12 protein-coding genes are annotated in these 19,699 nt (G+C 70.7%); 2 read left to right on the top strand and 10 right to left on the bottom strand.

The genetic code is table 11. From position 1 onward, the window contains the following. Positions 1 to 39 precede the first annotated feature (39 nt). The gene (locus AOM46_RS22705) at positions 40 to 435 is read left to right on the top strand and encodes a hypothetical protein (RefSeq protein ID WP_062214474.1); all 396 of its coding nucleotides are present in this window, start codon (positions 40 to 42) and stop codon (positions 433 to 435) included. A 5-nt stretch (positions 436 to 440) separates the two neighbouring features. On the opposite strand, the gene AOM46_RS22700 is transcribed toward AOM46_RS22705, so the two are convergent. The 8 genes from AOM46_RS22700 to AOM46_RS34165 form a co-directional block, all read right to left on the bottom strand. Continuing rightward, positions 441 to 968: a hypothetical protein gene (locus AOM46_RS22700; protein ID WP_199824046.1), complete on the bottom strand. Its 528-nt coding sequence runs from the start codon at positions 966 to 968 to the stop codon at positions 441 to 443. 184 nt (positions 969 to 1,152) lie between these two features. Further along, positions 1,153 to 3,069, bottom strand: a complete 1,917-nt coding sequence (locus tag AOM46_RS22695) for a DUF2264 domain-containing protein (RefSeq protein WP_062214473.1) — start codon at positions 3,067 to 3,069, stop codon at positions 1,153 to 1,155. Then, on the bottom strand, positions 3,059 to 5,002 hold the full coding sequence (locus tag AOM46_RS22690; RefSeq protein ID WP_062214472.1) for a heparinase II/III family protein: 1,944 nt from the start codon (positions 5,000 to 5,002) through the stop codon (positions 3,059 to 3,061). Before AOM46_RS22690 ends, AOM46_RS22695 begins: the two co-directional genes overlap by 11 nt. A 190-nt stretch (positions 5,003 to 5,192) precedes the next feature. Then, positions 5,193 to 7,055, bottom strand: a complete 1,863-nt coding sequence (locus tag AOM46_RS22685) for a beta-L-arabinofuranosidase domain-containing protein (protein ID WP_062214471.1) — start codon at positions 7,053 to 7,055, stop codon at positions 5,193 to 5,195. Further along, entirely contained in the window at positions 7,052 to 7,954 is a 903-nt protein-coding gene (locus AOM46_RS22680; RefSeq protein WP_062214470.1) for a sugar ABC transporter permease, read from the bottom strand. Before AOM46_RS22680 ends, AOM46_RS22685 begins: the two co-directional genes overlap by 4 nt. A 1-nt stretch (position 7,955) precedes the next feature. Then, complete coding sequence (locus tag AOM46_RS22675; RefSeq protein ID WP_062214469.1) at positions 7,956 to 9,551, bottom strand: ABC transporter permease subunit; 1,596 nt, start codon at positions 9,549 to 9,551, stop codon at positions 7,956 to 7,958. 99 nt (positions 9,552 to 9,650) lie between these two features. Further along, on the bottom strand, positions 9,651 to 10,934 hold the full coding sequence (locus AOM46_RS22670; RefSeq protein ID WP_062214468.1) for an extracellular solute-binding protein: 1,284 nt from the start codon (positions 10,932 to 10,934) through the stop codon (positions 9,651 to 9,653). Positions 10,935 to 12,260: 1,326 nt separating this feature from the next. Further along, positions 12,261 to 15,008, bottom strand: a complete 2,748-nt coding sequence (locus AOM46_RS34165) for a glycosyl hydrolase family 65 protein (protein ID WP_062214467.1) — start codon at positions 15,006 to 15,008, stop codon at positions 12,261 to 12,263. A gap of 1,223 nt (positions 15,009 to 16,231) precedes the next feature. Between AOM46_RS34165 and AOM46_RS22660 the strand changes: the two genes are divergently transcribed. Beyond that, entirely contained in the window at positions 16,232 to 16,462 is a 231-nt protein-coding gene (locus tag AOM46_RS22660; RefSeq protein ID WP_062214466.1) for a hypothetical protein, read from the top strand. Between the two features lie 311 nt (positions 16,463 to 16,773). On the opposite strand, the gene AOM46_RS22655 is transcribed toward AOM46_RS22660, so the two are convergent. Beyond that, the gene (locus tag AOM46_RS22655; protein WP_062214465.1) at positions 16,774 to 17,757 is read right to left on the bottom strand and encodes a hypothetical protein; all 984 of its coding nucleotides are present in this window, start codon (positions 17,755 to 17,757) and stop codon (positions 16,774 to 16,776) included. Between the two features lie 512 nt (positions 17,758 to 18,269). Next, complete coding sequence (locus AOM46_RS22650) at positions 18,270 to 19,433, bottom strand: serine hydrolase (protein WP_067226489.1); 1,164 nt, start codon at positions 19,431 to 19,433, stop codon at positions 18,270 to 18,272. Positions 19,434 to 19,699 lie beyond the last annotated feature (266 nt).

Here is a 19,699-nt window from a genome sequence, read left to right as displayed (position 1 = left end):
CTGGACGGCCTTCGGGACTGGTAGGGCACACAGTTCGACGTGCCGGACTCGGTGGGCAACAGCGACACCTTCGACGGCCCCTCCACAGGCGGGACGCCGTTCGGCTTTCCGCAGGTGCGAGCCGCCGTGCTCGCGGAGATCGGCACCCACGCCATCCTCGACGCCGGTCCGGGCGGCTACCGGGACAGCGAACGGCGCCTTGCCTATCCGCTGGCCAGCTCGACAGGCCCCGGGGATCTCGTCATCGCCGACCGCGGGTTCTGGTCGGTCGAATTCGTCCACGCCTTCACCACGTCCGGTGCCCATGGCCCGACCTGGATGCCGACAGGCTCTCCTACCTCCGCCGTGTCCGGATCGCCGGCGCAGCGTACCGTCCCGGCACGGCGCAAACACCGGGGCGCCGGCAGACCCGTGCCTCGCGCTCAACCGCCTTGACCTCCCTACAGCTGGTCCCCCCTGCTGGGCGGCCCTGGTGGATGTATCCCGCCACCGTCCTTGGCGTCCACTTTGCAGGAGGGGCGGTCGTAGGACTGGTCGTTGGGGATGAACAGCACTTCGGCAACCTGCTCGGGGTGCTCGACGCCGAGCCAGTCATCGCCCGTGAGGGGATCTTCGGCCGGCCCGAACGCCTGGGACGAGGAAACCCTCTGACACCCCAACGTCACGTGCTTGTTGTCGACCGCGCAGGCGTCCACTGCGGGGTCGGAGTATTCGTCGGCGCCGTCGAAGCGGAAGCGGAAGTGGACCTTGTCACCTTCGGATGGCACCTGCGGGTGGGGCTCAAGACTCCAGTCGACAACCGCGGCGGTGACGCCGAGAGGCTGCCCATCCGTGTCCACGATCTGCACCCGGACACCGGCCCTACCGCGCTCTGCCGTCGTGTCGGTGCAGACCCAGGAAGAGCAGCCGGACAGGGCGAGAATCACCAGAGCCAGCGGGGCGACGGCGAGTACCCGTGCGGGGAACACTGAGATGACCTCCGGTCGGGGTGCGGCGCGGCAGTGTATCCCGGGGCATGGCAGCTGCGGGTGATGGCTGCGAGCGCCCGCGGCGGCGAAGCCGAAGCGCAGAGGAGCCCAGTGAAGTGGGCGGGTACGCGGGCGGGTACTCAAAGCAACTGCATTGGCCCTCCCGGGCCCCCGTTCCCTCTCGTCAGGGCCCGAGGCGGACGGTGTCCCGCCGCCCCTCGGGCCATTCGACGAGCGCCTCGGCCGGGTCGTCGGCCCCGAACGAGACGTGGATGTCCGGCGGTCGGACGTCTGTCAGGCCGGCGCCGAGGCCCACCAGGGCGGCCACCGGCGAGCCCGGCGCGCGGGGCTCGGCCGTGGCGAGCCAGGGCACGGCGCTGTGCGGGCCCATCGGATTGTCGTCGGTGAACGTGGCGACGCCGGCCAGGTCGAAGCCGTGCAGCGCGACCAGCACCGAGGCGAGGCGCCCGTTCTCCACCAGGGCCCGCCCGGCGGCCGTCTCCGTCGCCGGCTCCCGCGCGCCGGCCAGGGACCAGCCGCCGACCCGCAGCCGGAACGGAACCGCAGCCGGCCCCGGCGCGATCCGGCCGAGCCGCACCTCCCACGGGCCGCGCACCACCGAGGCCAGCCACAGCTCGGGGCCGTCCGTCAGCTGCAACGGCGCCTCGTGCAACAGCTGTTGCTCGCCCATCACCACCCAGTGCGCCCGGGAAACCGAGACCGCGGTGTGTTCGGTGAGCGCGACGAGCCGGAACGCGCGGCGATGCGAGGGGCGTTGGGCGTCGTCCAGCAGGGTGAGCGTGGACTCAAGCGGCGCCAGATGCGCCGCCCGCCGGCTGCCGGGGGCCGACGCCCCGGAATAGCCGATCGCCGAGTACAGCGCGTCGTCACAGCCGGGCCGGCCGGGCTCCGCGTGGTCGGCGCCGTGGTTGTAGACGCGGATCACCCCGTCGGCGCGGGTGCCGCGCAGCAGCCAGCCGGCCGGGCGGATCGTCCGTCGGGTGTCGCCGAGTTCCACCGGCAGCGGCTCCTCGGGCGCCGTCCACACCGGATGGTCGGGCGGCAGCAGCAGTCCGGCCATGCCCTTGCTGGCCCAGTAGGGCGATCCGGGGCCCGAGTAGTACTGCTTCATCGCCGGATGCTCGGCGTGCCAGCCGAGGTTGAGCAGCCCGTCGGCGGCCGGCGCCCCGTGGTCGGCGAAGTGCTTGACGATGCCGACGGCGGCGCGGCGGGTGAGCCCGGGGGCCAGCGGCGTCGCGTCGTGCAGGGCGCCGACCCAGAACGGCGCGGCGGCGGCGAACCGGTAGGTCAGCGAGCGGCCCTGGTGCAGCGGGGCGCCGTCGGAGCCGACGGTGTGCACCAGATCGGCCAGCTGTTGCCGCAACCTCTCCCGCCACAGTGGCCGTTGGCGGGCCGCCGCCGGATGGTCGGGGGCCATCGCCGTCCACCACAGCGGGTAGAGATGCAGCGCCCAGCCGTTGTAGTGGTCGATATGGGTGCGGCCGCCGTCCCCGTACCAGCCGTCCGCGAGGTAGAAGCTCTCGTGGGTGGCGAGGTTGCGTTCGACGTCCTCCTCGTTCCAGTCGGCGCCGACCGAGGCGAGGAACGCCTCGGTGATGTTCTGGAACCAGAGCCAGTTGGTGGCGTAGTACTCAAGGCCCAGGCAGCCGGAGAGCCAGGCCACCACGCGCTGCCGGACGCCGTCGTCGAGCCGGTCCCAGAGCCACGGCCTGGTCTCGTGCAGGGCGAGCGCCACCGAGGCGGCCTCCACCCTGGCCTGCGGCACCTTCACCAACGACGGCCAGCGTTCCGGGTGGTGGGGATCGGTGCCGGCGGCCAGGCCCCGGGCGTACCAGTCGGCCAGGCCCAGCGGGTCGTCGCCGCGCGCGCCGGCGAGCCGGAACGCGGCCAGCAGAAAGGTGCGCGCGAAGCCCTCCAGGCCGTCGCTGCGTTCGCCGGAGACGCTGTGCGGCCCCGGCGGCAGGATCAGCGCGTGCGCCTCGGACGCGTGCGGGCGCACCGCGCGCAGCAGCAGATCGGCGTGCTCCTCGAACCGGCGCCTGGTCCAGCCGGTGTAGGGGGCGGGCGGGTCAGTCGGCATCGGCGTGCTCCCCGGTGTCGGCGGCGCCTGTGTCGGCCGCGCCTGTGTCGGCGGCGCGGAAGGTGAGCCGGGTGTGGCCCTCGGCGGCGGGGGCGGTGGCGATCAGCCGCACCCGGTGCACGGTGGCGCCCCACACGGACGCCAACTTGGCGTCGTCGACGGCGCGTTCCTCCGCTTCGAGGGAGAAGGCGGCGGCGTCGTAGCCCAGCAGCACCCGATGGCCGGGGGCGCCGAGCAGCAGGCTGCCGGGCGTGGGCCCGACGTCCACCGGGTGGGTGGTCACCAGGTGCAGCGCGAGGGCCTCGGGCGGCGAGGACAGCCGCCAGCGGTCGGTGACGGAGACCTCGGCGGGGCCGGTGTCGGCGGCGGCGCGGCGCAGCGTCAACGTGCGGTCCCAGCGCTCGATGCCGGCCTCGTCGGGCCAGGTGGCGGCCAGGTCGAGGGAGAGCGTGGCGGAGCGGTCGGTGAGGGTGGCCGTCACCTCGCGCGCGGTGTGCCGGGCGCCGGAGGCCTGTTGGTGGCCGTCGACCAGGGGGAGGTTGTGCCAGGCCGAGCCCATGGTCCAGATGTCGTAGCGGTCCGGGCCGAACGTCTGGCGGCTGTAGGTGCCGACGCCGAGGTCGATGACGACCGGGCGGCCCCGATGGGCCAGGACGAAGGACCCCACATCGTTGTGGTTGTGGAACTCGTCGTTGTGGCCCCCCTTGGCGGCCAGAAACAGGCCCTCGGGGTCGCCCGCGCGCTCCCGTGCGACCAGCAACTCGGTATCGGGCAGCCAGCGTTGCCTGGGCAGCGGCGCCCTCCCCGGCCGCTCGGCGGCCGACTGCCAGTCGGCGTCGAGCAGCGGCGTGACCAGCCGCGCGAGGGAGACGTCGGGGGCGGCCAGCGAACCGGCCGGCGGCGTCGCGGTGGCGAGCTGGGCCACCTCGGGCTCGCCGACCCGCACGCCGTAGCGGTGCAGCAGCCCCGGCTCGACATGGCCCAACAGGGGCCGGCCGTCGGCGAAGTTGACGTACCAGTCGCCGGCGATGTGTGCGGTGACCGGATAGCGGGCCAGCGCCGCCGTGCCGGGCAGGGCGAACGCGCCCTGCTCGCCGGTGGCGTCGGCGAGGTTCTCCAGGCACTCGAAGTAGGAAGCGCCGGAGCGCCACCAGTACCAGATGCCCTCGTCGCAGCCGCCGTCCGCCGGGGCGCAGGCCAGATAGCGGTCCAGCGTGTCGACCGCGCGGGAGACGCTGGCCAGCAGGGTGTCGGCGCTCTCCTCCAGCAGCAGGGCGGCGGGCAGGACATTGGAGACGATCCAGCTGGTCCAGTTGTTGAGCCGTTCGCCGGAGCGGCCGAGCCACCACCAGTCGTCCCGCTCCCGGAACGGCGCCAGCACCCGGGCGCGGACCTCGCGCACCAGGACGCGCTCCGTCTCGGCCGGGAGCTCGTCGCAGACCAGCAGCCGGGTGTGGGCCAGCAGGGCGGCCGTGTCGGCCGCGAACAGGTCGACGGTGGGCCGGGTGGGGTCGGGCGCGGGGTCGCCCTGGGCGCTGTGGCCGAGTTCGTGGGCCGGGAGGCACCAGGTGAGCTCGGCGCAGATCAGCCGGACCACGGCGTCGAGTTCGGCGCTCGCCGCGCCGGGGCCGAGGAGCAGGGTACGCAGGACGGCGGCGTTGAGCCGGGTGCGGCGGGCGAAGTAGGCGTGCTCGTAGCGCTGGCGGTCGCCGGTCCGTCCGTAGGCGGTGAAACCGTCGGCGGGCAGCGGCGGCAGCTCGTCGGCGAGGTGCCGGGCGGTGAGGTCGAGCAGCCGGCCGCGCGTCGAGGCCGGCACCCGCCCCCAGGCGGCGCGGTCGGCGGCGGGCGGCAGCGGGCGCCAACCGCCCGGTGGGGGAAGGGCGGTGGCGAGCTTCTCGCGCGGGTAGAGGTCGGTGAGCCGGTGGTGCGGCACGTTGGGGTCCCTCCGTGCGGGGTGCTTGGTGCTCGGTACTCGGTGCTCGGTTTTGCTCGGTACCCGGTAAATCGGTACCCGGTAAAGGGGGTTGTGTCGGGCCTTCGGGGACGCTGGACGGGGGTGGGGGGCGGGGGGCGGTCGTGGGGGAGGGGCGAGCCCGTCGGGGGCGCCCCTCCACCATGCCGGTTCACAGGAATCGTGGCGCGTTCAGATCGTGGTAAACCCGGTGCGGCCAGCGTTCCTTCACGCCGGCCAGGGCCCGGAACGGGCCGACCGGCTGTTCCTCCGCGCCCCGGTCGGTGGGCTGGTAGCGCAGCCTGGGGGCGAACGGGCCGTCCCCGTCGTCCGGATCCACCCGGGTGAGCGCGGCGGCGAGCAGTGTCGGGTCGGCGGCGGCGCCCGGCAGGGCGAACGGCGAGGAGAAGACGCCCTCCTGGGCGAGCACCACCGGGCCGTGCAGCAGCGCGGCGCGCTCCGGATGGAAGCGGTCCACGGCCTCCGCCCGCAGGGTGGCGCCCAGGGTGACCTGGAGGCGGTCCCCCGGCTGCCACTCCCTGGTGACCAGCGCCCAGCCGTACGCCGCGTCCCACCCGGCGACCGGCTCCCCGTTGACGCGCAACCCGAAGCCCTCGCTCCAGGACGGTATGCGCACCCGCAGCGTGAGGGTGACCGGACTGTCGCTCTCCACCCGCAGTTCGGTGGTGTCCGTCTCCGGGAAGAGGGTGTGCTGGCGCAGGGTGACCTCCTGCCCGGCATGGGACCAGCGGATCTCGGCGGGGAGGAACTGCGCGACGGCGATCCCGTCGTCCGACGGCCAGAAGATCAGATCGGGCACGGCCGCCACCGCCTGGAGATAGGTGCCCGAGCAGCAGGGCCAGGCGTCCCAGTGCCGCAACTTGGTGGACTGTCCGCCCAGTCGATAGTCCGCGTAGTAGTACGAACGGCCGTCCGGGCGGATCGGCAGGCTCGCGCCGATCCCGTTGAAGAGCAGCCGTTCCGCCAACTCGGCGTGCGCTGCCTGGCCGGTGGCGGGCAGCAGCCGACGGGTCAGCTTGAAGACGGCCCACGTGTCGCACGGGATCTCCGCCGAATCCGTGCGCCACTCCAGCGCCCGGCCCAACGAGCCGTCGTCCGGCACCGACCACTCGCCCGGGCCGTAGCCGCCGGTCGCGTAGGACTGTGTCTCGGCCGTCCACTCCAGACCGTTGCGGGCGATGTCCAGCATCCGGCGGTCGCCGGTGGCGACATAGGCCTCGGCGGCCGAACAGAACGTGTTCACATGGCTGTAGGCGTGCAGCCACACCGGCACGTCCCACGGCTGCCCCGGCTCGGGGCGGGTGGCGAAGGCGTCCCAGTAGGCGTCGTAGTGCCACAGCTCGGCGAAGTCGCGGAACGATGTGTCCCCGGTCAGCGTGAACGCGCGGTAGGGGTTCTCCGCGAGCGTGTACCACTCCAGCGTGCCGTACGGCAGCCGGCCGTCGCGGTCGGTGCGGGTGGCCGGGCTGCGGGTGCGGTCGAACGTGCGGGCGGCTGCCTCGGTGATCCGGGACAGTGCGCGCAACGCGTCCTGGTGGCCGGCGTACTCGGCGACGTCGACCAGGCCGCAGGCGGCCTTCTCCCAACCGTAGGTGGCCATCCGGGCGTCGCCGTCGGCGGGCAGCGTCGCCGCCCAGCCGTCGGCCAGCTCCACGGCGCGGGCAGCCAGCGTGGTGTCGCCCAGGGTGTGGGCGAGCCGGGCCAGGCCACCCACCCACTGGCCGAAGGTGGCCTCGGTGGTGCGGCTGGCCCAGCCGCCCAGATCGTTGCCCGGCGCCGGCTGGCCGGCGTTGCGGCGGAAGCCCTTGAGCACATCGGCGGGCGAGAGCCCACCGTAGACACCCGCCGCGTGGCCCGCCCGTTCGGCGAACGGCCCCGGCAGCAGCCGGACGCGCGCCGGATCGGCCTGCCGCAGCCGGACGCCGGGCGCAGTGGGTGGGTCGACGGGGGTCGGCTCGGCGGTGGGCGTGGGGTTGAGCGTGGGGTTGGCGGTGGGTGTGGGGTTGGCGGTCACGATTTGACGGCTCCGGAAGTGAGTCCCCGCACCAGCCAGTCCTGGAGCAGGTAGAAGAACAGCAGGGCGGGTAGTGCGGCGAGGATCGCGCCGGCGGCGAACGGCCCCCAGCGGTTGGTGTACTCGCCGCTGAGATAGCTCCACATGCCGACCGGCAGGGTCATCTCGGGGGCGTCGGTGATCAACACGCTGGCCACGATCAGCTCGCCATAGGTGGCGACGAAGGACAGCACGGCGATCACCGCGAGCATGGGCCGCGCGAGCGGCAGGATGATGGTCCAGAAGATCCGGGCGTGGGTGGCGCCGTCCACCATGGCGGACTCGTCCAACTCCTTGGGCAGCGAGTCGATATACCCCTTCACCAGCCAGACGTTGCCGCCCAGCACACCGCCGAGGTAGATCAGCACCAGCGTCCAGTTGCTGTTCAGACCCAGCACCGGAAGCAGCCTCCCGGCCTCCTGCACCATCAGGTAGAGAGCGATCAGGGCCAGCAGGTTGGGGAAGAGCTGGACCAGCACGATGGCCCGCATCAGCGTCTGCCGGCCCCGGAAGCGGAACCGGGAGAAGGCGTAGGCCGACATGGTGGTCACGACCACCGATATCCCGGCGACCAGGAACGACACCTTGAGGGTGTTCCACAGCCAGCGGAAGAAGGGGAACGTCGGATCGTCCACCAGGACATGGAAGTTCGCCAGCGAGGCGTTCTTCGGCCAGAAGCCCTGGGTGCCCAGCGCGTCGGTGTCGTCGAACGCGGCGACCACCACGTACCAGAGCGGGAAGAGCACAAAGGCCAGCGAGACGGTCAGGATCACGGCGATGCCGGCCTGACGCCAGCGCTTCAGCCTGCGAGCCCTGGGATTGGGGTGCGGCGCGCGGCGGACGGGGGTGGAGGTCGCCATGTCAGTTCTCCTCTGCCCAGACGGCGTACCGGCGGAACTGCGAGGCCACGACGGGGATCAGCACCACGAAGATCATCATGGTGATCACGGCGGCCTGGGCGTAGTCGGACCCGTTGCCGAAGACGAACGCGAGCTTGTAGGTGTACGAGATCAGCAGGTCGGTCGAGCCGGCGGGCGTGTCCGTGTCCGTCATGGGTGGACCGCCCTCGGTGAGAAGGAACGTCACCACGAAGTTGTTGAAGTTGTTGACCATGCCGAGGATGATCAACGGCGAGATCATCCGCATCAGCAGCGGCAACACCACCAGCCGGAACCGCGCCCACCAGCCGGCGCCCTCGACCTGGGCCGCCTCCAGCAGGTCCTCCGGTATCGCCTGGAGCGCGCCCGAGACGATCAGCAGGAAGTAGGGGAAGCCCAGCCAGAACGTCACCACCAGCAGCGCCAGCCGCGCCATTGTCGGATCGCCCAGCCAGTTGCGGTCCAGGCCGAAGAGTGTCTCGCCCAGCTCGGTGATGATGCCCAGGTTGGCGTTGAGCATCGCCGCCCACACCAGCACCGTCAGATACATCGGCACCACATAGGGCAGCAGCAGCAACGAGCGGATGAACTTCGCCAACCTGCGGGGAATGTCCCGGCTGTTGAGCGCCAACGCGATGATCATGCCGATCACCAGCTGGCCGGCCACCACCACCACGGCGTAGACGATCGTCCACAGGAAGATCTCCAACAGCGGCCCCCGGATGCCCGGGTTGCTGAAGACCTCGGTGAAGTTGTCCCAGCCCACGGTGGTCTGGAACGAGGGCGACACCTCGAACTGACCGTCGGCGGTGGTGAACGTGCCCTCGACCGGCTCGTACTCGCGGCCCGTCAGCAGGTCGGTCAGCACCCCGTCGTCGTAGGCGTAACGGTGCTGGTACTCGCCGGCCAGGCCCATCGACTGAACGGTGATCGGCGTGTCCTCGGGACCGAACTCCTGGTCCGTCAGCCCGTCGAGCGCCCGCGCCGTCTCCGGCACGTCCAGCAGCCGGTGGCCGTCGACCTCGGTCGGATAGCCGTCCGCGTTCAACTCCGTGTCGCGGACCGTGCGCAGCTCCTCGCCCGGCGCGGCGACCAGCGGCGCCGCCCCCGCGTCCTCGCCCGGCTTGACCACCAACAGCGCCTCGCCGGCGTCGTTCTCGTACGCCCGCCAGTCGTAGGTGCGCCCGTCGTCCGGCAGATAGGTGACCGACTCCAGCGCGTCCACCGCCTGCGACCTGGTCAGCAGATGGTCGGCGCTGTAGTTGGTGAACGCGATGTAGAAGCTGTACGCCTGGGGCGCGATGGTCAGCAGCACCAGCAGCGATATGCCGGGCGCCAGCCAGCGCATCGGCACCAGACTCGGCACCAGCGCGACCACGTTGACGCCGATCACGGTCAGCGCCAACGCGCCGGCCAGATACCACGTGCCCTCGGCGAGGAAGCTCCGCACCGCCACGATGGTGAAGGTGTCGATCAGCATCAGCGCGAGCAGCGTCAGCGTCCAGGCCAGGGGCGAGCGCGCGCTGGCCGCCGCCGAGGCGGCCGAGCCGCGCCGGCGCCCGAACGGGCTCTGTCCCAACGGGGACTTCCAGGGAGACTTGCCGAGCGACTTGCCGGGGGATTTCCGGGGAGATTTCCCGGGGTTGGGGGGTGTTCGGGTGGTTGTCATGGCGGCTGCTCAGCTCTCCTCGATCGCGTTGCGCATCCGGCGCGCGGAGTTGCGCATCGCCGCGTCCGAGCCCTGCTGGCTGTTGAGGATCGCGGTCAGACCCGCGCCGGCCGCCTCCCAGTAGGTGGCCAACTCCGGCGCGGACGGAATGGGCTGGGCCTCGCTGCCGGCCGCGCTCAGCGCGGCCACGATGTCGTTGTCATCCGCCCTGCGGGTGGGCATCCAGGACGACTCCATGCTGAGTTTGGTGGCCATGGCGGTCATCGGGCCGGTGTCCGCGAGGTACTGGGTCAGAAAGGTGCGGGCCAGCGCCAGCTGGTCGGAGTTGCGGTTGACCATGAAGCCGCGCGCCGAGAGCCAGGGCCGCGCGGGCCCGGCCGGACCGGCGGGCAGTGGGTCGATCACGAAGTCGACGCCCAACTCCACGTAGCGCGGCGCCATCCACGGCCCGGAGAGATGCACCCCGGCCTTGTCCTCGCCGAAGACGCTGGTCGCCACGTCGTCGGTGGTGCCGGGGCGCAGCCAGCTCTCCGCGACCATCTCGGCCAGCCAGGCGCCGGCAGCCAGACCGCCCTTGCTGTCCAGGCCGATGTCCGTGACATCCACCACGCCGTCCCGCTCGCCGAACACATAGCCGCCGAACGAGGTGAGCACCCCCGGCCACATGTACGCGTTGCCCGCGTCCATGATCAACGGGTACTCGACGCCGCGCTCCAACAGGCCGGGCGCGACCTCGCGGAACTGGTCCCAGCTCTCGACCGGCTCCGGCAGCACGTTCGGATTGCGGTACAGACAGAGCGACTCGACCGCGTACGGCACCCCGAGCAGGGTCTCGTCCATGGTCCAACCGTCGATCGCCCTGGGATCGAAGTCCCGCGCGCGGGCACCGAGTTCGACCGGGGCGAGCAGCCCGGCCCGGTTGAGCGTGCCCATCCAGTCGATGTTGCCGTCGAGCAGATCCGGGCCACCGCCGGAGGGGCCCGCCTTCTGGAAGTTGGCGTTGATGTCGTTGAACGCCAACGGCTGGTAGCGGACGTTGACCTGGTAGTCCCGGCTGAAGGCGGCGCTGGCCGCCACCATCGCGGGAACCCGGGAGCTGTCCGCCCAGACCACCAGCTCGGGCCCGTCGACGCGTTCACCGGCGTACTGGTCGGGATCGTCACCGTCCTCCGCGCCGGCGGGCGCGTCGCTCGCGGTGCAGCCGGCGAGCCCGGCCACCCCGGCGGAACCCAGGGCGACGGCGCCGGTCATCCCGAGCCAGCGTCGTCTGCTGAAGAGTTTCTTGTTGGTCATGCCTTCCCGGTCCGTCTTCTGGCTCCGTCTCCCGGCACCGACGTGATCGCGGGTCGGAGGGCTCGGCGCGAGTTGAGCCAACCGTCGGGCCCTGGTTCGGGCCGAACGGCGCGCTTTCCAACGAGTTGTTTCCAACGTTGTAGAGATGGGTGGGTGGCCTCGTCAATGGTCCGGAAAGGGTTTTCTGAACTTTTCCGAGATGGGACGAGGATGGATGCGACCCGGGTGGGCCGGGGCGGGGCCCTCGCCGGGGTCAACTGCGGTCGGAGGGAACGGAGTCGAGCTTGCTGATTACTGAGAGTGACTATACCATGGCGTAGCGCAACCGCAAGTGACGGTGGCGGGGCGGCCGCCCAGCGGAGTGGCTGCCGTCTGGGAGCCACCCGGGGGTGGCTGAGCGGAGAGGAGACGAGAGAGACGATGTCGGACCGACGGAGGATGTGGCAGCGGTTCGCTGCGCGAGCCAGGCCAGGCGGGGTGCGCGTGGTCCGCGCCGTGCGCGCGGTGCGCGGGGCTTGCCCGCCGCGCGGGGTGCGCGCGGTGGACGCGGTGCCTGTGCGGGATGGTGTGCGGGACGCCTGTGCCGTGCGCGGGGCTTGGCCGGTAGGTGCGGGGCGCAGGGCCCGCGAGATGTGCGGCACTTGGTCGATGCGCGCGGTGCGGCGAGCGCCGGTACGCGCGGTGTGCGCGGTGGACGGTGCGCGTGACACCCGTGCTGTGCGCGGGGCTTGGCCGACGCGTGGGGTGCGGCGAGCGCTGGTACGCGCGGTGCGCGGGGCGCGCTGGATGTGGCGAGCTTGGTCGGTGCGTGGGATGGACGGGGTTCGCTTGGCCCGGCAGAGGCGGCCAGCTCGGGTGGTGAGCTGGGAACCCGGGACGCGGGCGGTGCGACCAGCGCGGTCCGTGCGCGGAGTTCACGAAAAGCGGCCGAGCCGGGCGGCGTTGCTGGTAAGGCCCGTGCAACCGGGTGGATGGGCGCCACGAAGAAGCCGGCTGGCATACCGGGCGCGGCCAGCCCCGCGGACTCCCTCGGTGCAGCGGCATCCACCGCTCGGGCGCGCCGGGGTCCGACGGGCACGACCGATGCGACCGACCAGGACACTGCTGCTGCCCCGACCACCGCTGCGCGCACCATGGGTCAAGAGGGCGCAGCCGAGCCCGCCGGCCCGGCCCGTCCGACCAGCAGGGTCGAACGGGCCGAATCGGACAAGGTCACCGGCTCAACGGAGCCGGCCGGCCCGGCCGATAGGCCCACGTCGGGCCTGCCGGCCGAGGCCGCCGGCCGGGGTGGCCCCGTCGTCGAGGCCGGGGGGTGGTGTGGGGTGTCTACTCCAGATCGATGGAGTCGAATTCGGCGAAGCCCGCCCCCTTGGTGAAGGTGATGGTGTTGGGCCCGGCGGTCAGGTCCACCTCGAAGGTGGCGGTGGCGATGTTGTCCGCCGAGCCGGACCAGCCGCCGGTGGCGGGCAGTTGGATGGGGGTGCGCTCGCCGCCGTTGACCGACAGAAAGTACGCCCCGTCGCTGCCCGCGATGCCGTTGGCATAGCGCACCTGGACGGTCCAGGTCCTGGCCTCGGGCACATCGACGTAGAAGCTCACATCGCTGGTGCCGTTGAAGCCCTGCCACATCGGGCCGGTCCTGGTGTCGCCGAAGTCGCCGGGCCGCACCGCAGACCAGTCGTCGACGAAGTAGGCGTGCTCGGTGTTCAGCCCGCCGACGACGCCGTAACCGCAGGCGGCGGCGGACGGTTGTTTGCCGCCGAGGTTGACCACGCCGTGCTCGGCCTCGTAGTGCTGCGGGCCCGCGCTGGGGCAGTTCACCGGCTCGGCGAGCTGCTCGGCCGGGCCCCATGCCTCCAACTCCGTGATGCCGACGGGCGCGTCGCCCTCCGGCAGCAGGAGCCGCAGTCGGCTGGTCGTCACCGGCTCGGCGAAGGGCAGCGAGAGCACGTCGTCGCCGACCAGCTGCCCGGGCCCCGCCTCGGCGAGTGGTGCCCAGCCGTCCCCGTCCCAGCGTTCCAGGCGCAGTCCGCTCGGCGGGGCGACCGCCTCGTCCTGGTAGATCGCGATCCGGGCCTCGTCCAGCGTCCGTTCGGTGCCGAAGTCGACGGACAGCCAGTCCTGTTGGTTCGGCGAGCCCCGGGTGGACCACTTTGCGAAGTCCAGGTCGTCGTCATAGAGGTGCGCACCGTCGAAGGCGTTGCGCACCTCCTCGGCCTGACGGTTCTCGCCACCGTCCCGGGTGTTGTCATAGCCGGCGTAGGAGGCGTCGAACGCGGGGAACGCCTGCGGCGTGTCGGCGGCGAAGTTGGCACGCGAGCCGTCGTAGCGGCTGGCGGTGGAAAGGGGCTCCGCCTCGGGTACCACGGTCGGACCCACATCGATGGTCAGCTCGCCCAACGCCGCTTCCTGGGCGACCAGTTCGCCGTCCAGCCAGACGGAGAGGCCGGCGCCGCGGCCGTAGTGGCTGCCGTCCTGGTCCCAGGCGAAGGCCAGGTCCCGCCCGTGGTAGGGGATGTTCTCGGCGGCGAAGTGCGTCCACTCCTCGGGCACCAGCGGGTTCAGCACCAGGGTCTCGTCCGCCTGGGGCCGCACCCCGAGCAGCCCGTTGAGCACCAGGTCGGTGAACGGATAGGCGTTGTAGTGCTCCGAGCGGTTGGGCTTGTCGTAGATCCACTGTCCGGTCACGGAGTCGGCAGCCTCGGCCACATAGGGCTCGCCGTCCTTGTACTGGAGCCGCGCGTAGCGGTCCAGCAGCTCGACATAGTCGTCGACGGTGAGGGCGGGGGCGTCTGCACCCTCCGGTGTCAACTGCTCGTAGCTGTTGAGCGCGTTGGCGGCGGAAACGAGGGTGCGAGCGTGGCTGTAGGGCCAGGCGGCGCCGTCCCAGCGGCAGCAGTTGCCGTTGTCCTTGTCCGGGGAGTACGCGCCGGAAGTGTCGGTGTCCGGGTCGCGCACCTCGGCGGTGCTCGGCCCGTAGGGCGTGCCGAAGCCCTCCGGGTCCTCAAGGAAGTCCCAGGCGCCGGCGAACCGCGCGTCGTCGGGGAGGAGTTCGAACTGCCAGGGGTAGTAGCCCCAGATCTCACGGCCGGAGAGCTCGGTGCCCTCCGGGTAGACGGAGCCGTCCGGCGCCAGATAGCCCTGGGCCTCGTTGTCCCGCATCACGTGGTAGAAGAAGTCGCGGTCGTCGTCCCAGAGGTGGTCGATGATCCGCTCGGTCAGATCCGTGGACCGCCGTTCGAACTCCTCGGCCAGCGTCTCGTCCCCGACCAGCCGCGCGGTCTCGGCGATCACCCGGGCGTCGGCGGCCTGCGCGGTGTTCAGCGGGGTGGAGTAGCCCCAGCCCCCGAAGAACTCGTGGAGCGGTAGCAGGAAGTCCTCGGGGTTCGGGAACTGCACGTCCATCGGCACGACGAAGTCGGTCTTCTTGGCGGCGATGGTGTGTTCGGTGGCGTCCCAGACGGGTTGGTGCCAGTAGAGGCCGACCTCCTCGTCGAAGTAGTCGTCCCTGGCGTGCCACTGGTCCACCAGGTCCGGCAGTGCGTCGACCAACAGGTCGGTCCTGCCGGTGGCCAGGGCGTACTGGTGGACGTTGTCGGCGGTGGGGTCGGTGTAGCGCAGGCCCTCGGTGATCTGGTGGGTGGCGATGTCGTTCTCGACGATGCCGGGGTGTCGGAGCCACCTCAGGTCGCGCATCGCGTTGGGTCCCATCCAGGGCCCGAAGACGAACACCGCGTCGTACCAGCCGTCGTGCGGTCCGGCGTAGCGGAGCATCCGCTTGGTGACGGACCACCGGTAGTAGTAGATCTCCTCGATACTCGCGCCGCCCTCGTCCGCCGGCAGGTCGACAAACGGGATGGAGCCCTCGAACCACTGCTGTTCAGGAAAGCCGGCCAGCTTCTCGGCGTGGTCGAAGAGCGGGTCTTCGTTGGTGGGTTGGAGTGGCCGTCCGGCGGGCCGGGCATCGGTCGGGGCACTGGAGTCGGTCGTGCCAGGGGGCGCGAAGGCCCCCGCGGTCACGGCCAGGGCCGCCGCCAGACAGACGGAACTCGGTCCGCGCCAGCGTCTGTTCACGTGGGGATCCTCTTGTCGGGAGAGCGCGGGACGGCTCTCAGGCCGAAGATGTGCGCACTGGCAGGCTGACGCAGCCTTACAACGACGTAAATACCCAGGAGCGAACTTTCTTTCACGCAAATATCAACATGATCAAACAGTGGTGCGTGTGACCACCCGATGGTGGCGACGCGAGTGACCGTTCTCAACGGTGGTTGTGGGGGTGGCCCGACCCGGCCGGCGACGGTGGGACGCCGTCGACCGGAGTGAGGGGCCGGTCGCCTCGTCCCATTTTTACCTTCGCGGGGAGACAACCACGCAGGCTCGCGTCCGGTCGATCTTCCCGGCCACGTTCAACTCGGCCAGGAGCATGCGGTGTAGCTGGTCGAGGACACCGGCCCCGTGTCACCGGCCCGACCTGCGTCAGCAGGTCCGACCGGAGCGGAAGCCCAGTTCCGGCGGCAGCCGTTGTCAGAAGACCCCGGTGTAACAGGACAAAATGGATGCCTTGCGTGCACCGCCGGTCGTCCACAGGTCGCCGGCCCGGTGATTGCTCAGGCCACTGCCGATGCTGCCGCCAAGGCCGCCGAAAGCTCGTCTGTTACCGAGAAAGGCGGCGCGGGCTGTTAGCTCCAGTCTGTGGCCGGTAACTCCACGCGCCGGGATTGACAACCTCATCGAAACCAGGCCCTCACGATTCGCTTACAGATGATCGCGATATGAGGACGCGTCACGTGCGGATCACGTCCTGCGGACGCTGCCGCGTTCCTCTCGACCGGCCAAGGCTCGGGTGGCTGGGGAACTGAGGGCTCTGGTGCCCGATCAGCCTCCGTCATTCAACCCGGCGGCCCGCGCACTGCTGCGGCTACTGCGGATCGCCCACCAGCGGCGCCCCCGGAACCCCGGGGAACAGGACCTGGAAGGCCACAACGGCGCCGCACCACAGCAGTTTCGGAGGCGGGTCGCATGACGACCACGTTCGCCTTCGCCGGGCGATGCCCCACCGAAGATCTTCAGGATCTGGGGTCCTCCCATGCCTGACCGTCGACCACCCGCGCAACGTCTACCGCAACGAGGCGGACCTCCTGCCCCGGCTCGACGACTGGCTCGGAGGCGGCTTCACCCCGGACCGCCTGGCCGACGCTCGCCCGCCACCGAGAAGCCCTCGAAGCCGGCACCGACCCAAGCTCGTCACCGTGTGGACCGCCAAGGCACAAGCGTACCGAGCCGAAACCTCGCGCAGGATGACCAAGGAGGAGATCCACAGCATGATCAAACCGCTCGGATCGATCCGCAAGACTCCCGCCACGGCGGACCCGGAAGCGGAGGTCGACATCTACCGCAGTCTGGGCCTGACCCTGACCTACCACCCCGAGAAACAACTGGTGCGAGCCGAGGCCTGCCTCGACCCGTACCAGTCGGGGATAAAGTCCGTGTCGGAGTGGGGAGTTGAACTGCCCCCGGACTCCACGTAATCGGACTTCTGACCTGCGGTACTCACTGCTCGATGGGCCCGGTGCACGGATCGTCCTTCGTGCTCGCTACCTGGGGTTCTCGTCTTCTCCTGACCGTTGTTGTCCACGCGTCAACGGTCCTTCCGCCTGCCACCCGGCCTCTCCCGGGTTGTGTGCCCACGCAGGATTCTCACTTTTGAGGTAGTCGTGCCGGGACCGGGCGGCAAGATGGGCGGGCGTCGGGGAGTCAGTTCTGCGGAGGGCAGACATTCATGATCACCTGGTAGGTCTCGATGTCGCTTCGCGTCTTCTTGAGTCGTAGACGGCCGCCGTCACGTCGGGGTGGACGTCCTGGCCGAAGGAGTCCTCGGCGGTGGGGGGCGAGTCGGCCTGGGCCTCCCGCTCCGTGGCCCGGGCCCTGGAGTGCGTGCGGATCTCACCGAGGTGTCGGTCGCCGTGGCGGCGGCGTGCAGAGCGGTGGTGTTTCGACGCTGAGGCTCCGTCAGTTCGTCGAACGTGCTCACCTGCCGCTGGAGGGCTGCGTCGTGGGCCTGGTATGCCTCGGCGCAGCCGGCCGGCGAAGCGATCCCGTCGGAGGTGCCTGCGGTGGCGGGCACGCTGCTCCCGCCGGACGTCGCCACGACGAGCGCGATGGCGGTCCCCGCCGCCGCTGTGGTGGCGACTGCCGCCGCTGCCATGCCGTAGACATGCTCGAACTGAAGGTTCTGAAGGCCGACCGGGCCGAGCGGCAACCGAGGCTCGCCGCTGAGCAGTTCGACCGCGGCAGCGCGGCTCAACGGTTGCACATGCTGGGACATCGCGGGTGTGGGCAGCCGGGAGACCTCGGAAGTGATCAGAAAGGTGCAACCGGAGAACGTGTCCACCAGGCTGGACAGGTCCTCGCCGCTCAGGGTCGTGTCGCTCAGGGTGACGTGGTCGGTGGTCCCGGCCACGGCGGTACGGAGCATCGCTTCGTCGGGCTCGCGCAGGAAGTTCCTGCCGAAGAACAACCCGGCGAGGCGCCCGTGGAGCTGCCCCAGCGTTTTGCTCCCGCCGGCGCGTGGCAGCAGAAGATGCCAACGGAGCGAGGCGAGCGCGTCCGGATCGCCGGCGGCGGTTGCCAGGTTGGCGACCGCGTCCCGGACCGGGGCCGGATCGGTGGCCCTGCTCGGAATCCGGACGAGCACCCGTTGTCCCAGTCGCACCGACGCACTGGCCGCCTCGTCCTCTGCCTGGCTCAGCACTCCGACACCATGGGCACTCACCGCCGCCCCGACCGCCGGAGCGATCTGGCCGATGAGCGTGTTGAGATCCACCACGATGTTCCCTTCGCATTGAGTCGATCGTTCACAGCGCAACGACGAGAATCAGAAAAAGCGCGATAACAAACACAGCGATGCAACCGCGGGACCTGCGGCTCATCCGGTTGGGTTCCGAGCCGCCTCCTGGAGCGAGTCCGGGATGGCTCTGGGCGTAATGGGCGGCGGCAAGGTCCTCGGCCTCGGATTCGGTGGTCCACCGAGCGGAATAAGAGCATTCGCCGCACCGGTAGCGGTATGACATGTCACCTCCTCGACATCGGGGGGCGGGTGGCGAACCATTGACAGCGGGCGCGCGGCGAACGCCCGGTGCGCGGTCAAGGGCACTTGCCACCCGGGGCCTCTCCGGCAGCTGTCCCGACTGCCCTGTCGGCCGCCCCCCGTGCGGCGGCCGACAGGAACACCGATCAGCTGAAGAAGCAGGCATATTGGCTCTTCGCTTCACGAACTGCCGCACCCGAACCCCGGGTCAACGAGGGGCCGGGGGCCCGTGCGTCGTTTTCCAGGCGTCAGGAACGCTGCGGTGCGTCCTCGCACAGCGCCGTGTCCATCAGTTCGGTCATCTGCGCGGTCGGACGATGCCCCACCATGACCGCCCAGTTGGTGACCAGCGAGGCGTGACGGCCGTCGTCGGTGGTCAGGGTGTAGGTCATGTAGCCCGGTACGACACCGTTGTGGCCCCACGCTGTTCCACCACAGGACAGATCGTGCCTGATGATCCCCAGGCCGTAGGCCACGTCCTTGTCGTCGACCCGCGTGCCGCGCATCTCAGCGAGGCTCTCGGCGGAGAGCAGCTCCCCGTCGTCCAGAGCGTGGTAGAAGGCGGTCAGGTCCTCCATCGTGGAGACCATTCCCCCAGCACTGCTGTAGAGGGAGGGGGAGTAGGAGGTCACCGGCGTCCACAGGTAGACGGGGCCCACCCGGACGCCGTGGTAGCCGTTGACGGCCGGGGACGGCAGGGTGTGCTCGCCGGATGTGGGGAAGACGGTCCGGGACAGGCCAAGGGGCTCGATGACGCGTTCGGTCACGGCCCGGTCCACCGGCTGCCCCGTCAGTTCCTCGACGAGCATGCCGAGGATGTAGTAGCCCGTGTTGGTGTAGGTGAAGCCCTCGCCCGGCTCGGAGGCCGGAGGCGACGAACTCAGCCCATGCCGTACCAGAGCCGCCAGGCTGAAGGAGCCGTCCGGTTCCGGCTGGGGCGTGTTCAGGCCGGGGTAGGGCGAGTACGCCCCGATGCCGCTGGTGTGCTGGAGCAGTTGGCGCACGGTGACGAGGGTGCCGTCGTAGCCGTTGCCGGTGACCACGCCCGGCAGGTAGTCCTCGATCGGTGCGTCCAGCGAGACACCGCCCTCCTCGGCGAGTTGCAGCACCACCGTCGCGAGGAACGTCTTGGTCTGACTGCCGATGCGGAAGTGTTCGTCCGAGCTGATGGGTCGGTCGGCGTTGACGGTTCCCGTACCCGCCGAGACAGTCCAGGTCTCGCCGCTGTCACCGGCGTAGACCGCGGCGCCCGGGCCAGCCGCCGCCTGGAACGCCCGGAGCGCCGCGAGTGTGGCGGGGTGTTCCTCGGCGGTCGTGTCGGCATGAGCCACCGGGCTCGTCAGTGCGAGCATCGACGCGCACAGAGCGCCGACGACGGGGACGAGCATCTTGCTGTTCCGTGCGATTGCCATGGTTTCCGTTCCTCTGGAAGCGTTTCCCGTTCGGCAGGCCCTGACCGGTCACTTCGTCGCAGCGGCCCTGAGCGGGATCTCCCGTCACGGACGCCGTTCGTGCGTTCGGTGACCCGCGTCGGAGCAGAGCCGTTTGATGCGAGGTGACCGACGGGTCCGCCGGCTCGACCACCATGGGGGTCCGCCCAGCTCACAGAACAGGTCAGGGGCCGGTCATCGGGAACCGGTCATCTGTGACCGGCCGTCACGTTAGGCTGGCCTGTCCT

Source organism: Streptomyces sp. NBRC 109706, assembly GCF_000974485.1.
In the GTDB taxonomy this organism is placed as follows: domain Bacteria; phylum Actinomycetota; class Actinomycetes; order Streptomycetales; family Streptomycetaceae; genus Streptomyces.
The sequence above is the reverse complement of the archived record's forward strand: the minus strand, read 5'-3'. Positions and strand labels throughout refer to the sequence as shown.

What these genes read in the sequence shown, in the direction of transcription:
- AOM46_RS22660 (WP_062214466.1), top strand. Translation starts at nt 16,232, where the DNA reads ATGACCAAGGAGGAGATCCACAGCATGATCAAACCGCTCGGATCGATC.
- AOM46_RS22695 (WP_062214473.1), bottom strand. Translation starts at nt 3,069, where the DNA reads ATGCCGACTGACCCGCCCGCCCCCTACACCGGCTGGACCAGGCGCCGG.
- AOM46_RS22650 (WP_067226489.1), bottom strand. Translation starts at nt 19,433, where the DNA reads ATGGCAATCGCACGGAACAGCAAGATGCTCGTCCCCGTCGTCGGCGCT.
- AOM46_RS22670 (WP_062214468.1), bottom strand. Translation starts at nt 10,934, where the DNA reads ATGACCAACAAGAAACTCTTCAGCAGACGACGCTGGCTCGGGATGACC.
- AOM46_RS22680 (WP_062214470.1), bottom strand. Translation starts at nt 7,954, where the DNA reads ATGGCGACCTCCACCCCCGTCCGCCGCGCGCCGCACCCCAATCCCAGG.